The sequence below is a fragment of the Methanobrevibacter sp. UBA417 genome (genome assembly GCF_002508845.1).
Lineage (GTDB): Archaea > Methanobacteriota > Methanobacteria > Methanobacteriales > Methanobacteriaceae > Methanobrevibacter_A > Methanobrevibacter_A acididurans.
This window is the reverse complement of record NZ_DAZC01000031.1, coordinates 2,039-5,642: the sequence shown is the minus strand read 5'-3', so window position 1 is coordinate 5,642 and position 3,604 is coordinate 2,039. Positions and strand designations below refer to the sequence as shown.

Annotated in this window: 2 protein-coding genes; both read right to left on the bottom strand. The window is 32.0% G+C overall.

The genetic code is table 11. The annotated features are described in order from the left end of the window. Nucleotides 1-272: 272 nt before the first annotated feature. Nucleotides 273-1,481 (bottom strand): Coenzyme F420 hydrogenase/dehydrogenase, beta subunit C-terminal domain, encoded by a 1,209-nt coding sequence (locus tag BP769_RS06800; RefSeq protein WP_409198132.1) that lies wholly within the window; start codon nt 1,479-1,481, stop codon nt 273-275. Between the two features lie 5 nt (nt 1,482-1,486). Next, nucleotides 1,487-3,562: a formate dehydrogenase subunit alpha gene (gene fdhF, locus BP769_RS06795; protein ID WP_413824558.1), complete on the bottom strand. Its 2,076-nt coding sequence runs from the start codon at nt 3,560-3,562 to the stop codon at nt 1,487-1,489. Nucleotides 3,563-3,604 lie beyond the last annotated feature (42 nt).

The window sequence follows — 3,604 nt, the reverse complement described above, 5'->3', positions numbered from 1 at the left end:
TTAAGTTCCTTAATGATTCTTACAGTTAAAGAAGTCTTCCCACTATCTTTATTTCCAACAACAGAACAAATTCTCATAATAAACACCTAATTTTTATAAATAGTAAATTTTTTAGAAAAATTCAGAAAAATAAGCTTTTACAAACTAATAATTATAATTAATTTAGTTTTTTTTAATTTATATATATTTAATATGATATGCAATGCACATCGATTAATAAAAAAAGAATATTGAAATAAAACCATAAAAGGTTTTATTTCCTAAAAAAATGTTTATCTGTTATCCGGTAACTCAAATTCAGTGAATGGTAAAGGTACATCGTCGTTTTCCACACCACTATAATAACCAAAGATATCTTTAACTTTATTGTTTACAGTAGCGAAAATTTTGGAAACTGGAATTTCACATGGACATACTTCAGAACATTGACCACAGTTAGTACATGCATCTACCATATGAACCATACGAGTTAAATGGAAAAATGGAGCTGCAGGTGTGTATCCTCCAGGTACCCATTCAGGTCCTTCGGTTTCAAGACAACAATCTTCACAATAACATAAAGGACATGCTTCACGGCAACCATAACATTTCATACAAGTGGACATATCTTTTTTGAATTTATTTAATACATCAAGAATATCTCCAGTTGTGCCTGCAAAGTCTTTCTCTTTTTGTTTAGATGCTTGTTTAACCATAATATTATTGATTTTATCCCGAATTTCAATACCTTTTTCAATAGGTTCTGCTGTTTCGATTAATTTTTCATCAATAACACCGTTTAATATTTCAGCACCTTTATCAGTGAAAACTTCAACAAATGTAGCTTTACCAGCTAAATCTCCAATAACACCCCAATTACCTAAAGCTATATCAGCATTAGATGGAATGTTCATATCACATCTTTGACAGTTTTCTCTTCGGCCCATACCTTCTGCTTCTAATTCATCGATTTTGATTCCTTTTTCTTCACCATCTTTAGTTTCTACAATAAGTTTTCCTTTAGCTATTTCTTCTTTAGCAACATCAGCAGGGTTTACACCATAGACTTCTTTAAACATTTTCATAGTTGGAACTGGTGGTAATGTTCCACCACAATTTACTCCTACCATTATAACATTATCTTCTATAATTCTACCTTTGCGCATTAATTCTCTAATGGTCATTGCATCACATGGTTTACATGTAACAGCTACCTTGAAATCTCTTGCACCATCAATATATTTTGTTAAAAATTTTGCTAAATTTAGAGTACCACAATGTAAAGAACCAGCAGATTTAATAATATCTTCAGGATCAGTGATTAAAATAGGTTTAGCATCATATAAATCGAATCCTTCTTCAACCGCTAGTACTGCATCAACAGTTCCAGATTTTAAAAGGTATTTCATTATAGTGGTTACAACACCACCATATTCTCCTTCGTCATAAATTGCATTGTCTGCAGAATATGCATAATATTTATCGTTAACTTTTACTGACATGCGATCTACTCCATTTTTTCCACTTTAATAGCACATGCTTTTAATTCAACCATTTTACATTTAGGATCAAAAGAATTAGAATTAGTTAACATGTTAGCTGCACATTCTGTAAAGTGCATAGGTATATTTACAATTCCACGTTTAATATTATCAGTGACCCTAGCAGCTATTTCAATACTTCCTCTTCTAGAACTTGCTTTGACTATTTCTTTATCAAGTATACCTAATTCTTTAGCATCTTCACTATTCATTTCAATATATCCAGTTTTAACCTCATTATCTAAAGTTTTACATCTTCGAGTCATTGCAGCATGATAATGGAACAATACACGTGTAGTGGTTAATAATAATGGGTATTCATTATCAGTAACTTCAACTGGTCCTCTATGTTCTTGTGGCATGAAAATAGCTTTACCATTAGGACGTGAGAATTTTTCTGTATACATTAATGGTTGACAAGGATCATCCTCACTTAAACAAGGCCAATGTAAAGCTTCAGGTGAGTCTAATCTTTTACGATCCATTCCAGCCATTATTGGTGCACATTCTCTAATTTCATTAAAGATATCTTCTGAAGTTTCATAATGGAATTGTTCAGGGTGAGCATCTTCACCCATTCTTATTGCTAATTGTTCCATTATTTTCCAATCTAACATTGCATCACCAGGTGGGTCTTGAGCTTTGTGTAAACATTGTACTCTTCTTTCACCACTGGTAAATGTTCCTTCTTGTTCTCCCCAACCTGCTGCTGGGAATACAACATCTGCTTCAGCTGCAGTATCAGTCATAAATAATTCTTGAACAACAAGCATATCTAAGTTAGCTAATGCTTCTTTTGTATGAGTAATATCCGCATCAGATAAAACTGGATCTTCTCCATGAATATATAATACTTTTAAATCTCCAGAATGAGCAGCATTCATCATTTCAACTAATGTTAATCCTGGTTTTGTTGATAAATTTGTACCATAATAATTGTTAAACCAGTCAGTAGTTTCTTGATCAGCAACTTTTCTGTATCCAACATAATCTGTTGGAAGTGCTCCCATATCACAAGCACCTTGTACGTTATTTTGACCTCTTAATGGATTTACACCAGCACCTTCTTTCCCTAAGTTACCAGTTAACATTGCAAGATCTGCAGTACACATTACATTATCTGCACCATGTGAATGTTCTGTAATACCTAAAGAGTATACAATAGCTGCTTTATCTGCTTTTGCATAAGCTTCTGTTATTTCTATAAGACTATCTTTATCAGCTTCAGTTATTTCACATACTTTATCCATATCATATTTAGATACAATTTCTTTTAATTCTTCGAAATTTTCAGTTCTGTCTTTAATAAATTCAGTATTTTGTAAATCATTATCAATAATATATTTCATCATACCATTCATTAAAGCTACATCAGTACCTGTTTTGAATTCTAAATATTTATCTGCTATTTTAGCTGTAGGTGTATATCTTGGGTCAGCAACTATAATTTTTGCCCCATTCTGTTTAGCTTTGATTAATTTTCTACCAAATAATGGGTGTGCTTCCATACTATTTGCACCAATTACAAATATGACATCAGCTTGCATTATACTGTCAAATCCATTAGTCATAGCACCTGAACCGAAACAAGTTGCTAATCCTGCTACAGTAGGACCGTGACAAATACGTGCACAGTGGTCTACATTATGAGTTCCACATGCTACTCTAGCAAATTTTTGAGTTACATAAATATTTTCATTAGGGGATCTAGCACAAGCATAAAATCCTAATTTATTCGGATCTTCTGCTTTCACTTCATTTAGCTTATTTGCAACTAAATTTAAAGCTTCATCCCAAGAAGCTTCTCTAAATTCCCCATTTTCTTTAATTAAAGGAATAGTTAATCTATCTTCCCGGTTAATAAATTCATATCCAAAATTACCTTTTGGACAAACTTTTCCTTCATTAACAGGATGCCTTTTCCAAGGTTCAACTCCTATAATTTTCCCATCTTTTACAACAAAATTTAATCCACAACCAGTACCACAGTATGGACAAATTGTTGGAACATATTCTATTTTTGGGACATTTTTCGCAACCATTTTATAATCTCCATATTAATAAAAGTTAAAATTGTTAAATAT